The organism is Barnesiella sp. ET7 (assembly GCF_024733785.1).
Classification (GTDB): domain Bacteria; phylum Bacteroidota; class Bacteroidia; order Bacteroidales; family Barnesiellaceae; genus Barnesiella; species Barnesiella merdigallinarum.
In genome coordinates this window covers 1-375 of record NZ_JANRHM010000084.1, presented here as the reverse complement: position 1 = coordinate 375, position 375 = coordinate 1, and the positions used below count along the sequence as shown (strand labels likewise).

Genomic DNA, 375 nt, shown 5'->3' with positions numbered 1-375 from the left:
GGCCTTCTTCATATGCTTCTCGTACTTCTCACGCTTCTCCTTCTCCTCCTTGGTCTCCTTAGCCTTGGCATCCTTTGCCGCCTTACTGTTGGCAGCGGCCTTGTCTGCCTGCTTCTCGAACTCCATCAAATTGGAGATAAGCCCCGTAGCCTTGCGTATAGGCTGCATGATGTGTTGCAGGAACTCTGCATCCATCTCTTCGGGAGTGCCCGTTAGTGTCAGCGGAATGATGTGGTTTGCTGCCTCATCTTTAAGTCCGTTGGCCTTCGGCAATGTTGATACAGTAAGCTGTCCGTTCGCTTTGCGGATGACGAGCGTAAGATCTACGCTCTCGGTCATCATCTGTGAAATTGATGTGAAAAACATAACTTTATG

The 375-nt window shown here is 49.9% G+C and carries 1 protein-coding gene; it reads right to left on the bottom strand.

Annotation, left to right across the window (positions count from 1 at the left end):
- A partial coding sequence (locus NW211_RS14025) for a PRTRC system protein E (RefSeq protein WP_258328293.1) occupies nucleotides 1-366 on the bottom strand: 366 nt, incomplete at its 3' end.
- Nucleotides 367-375 lie beyond the last annotated feature (9 nt).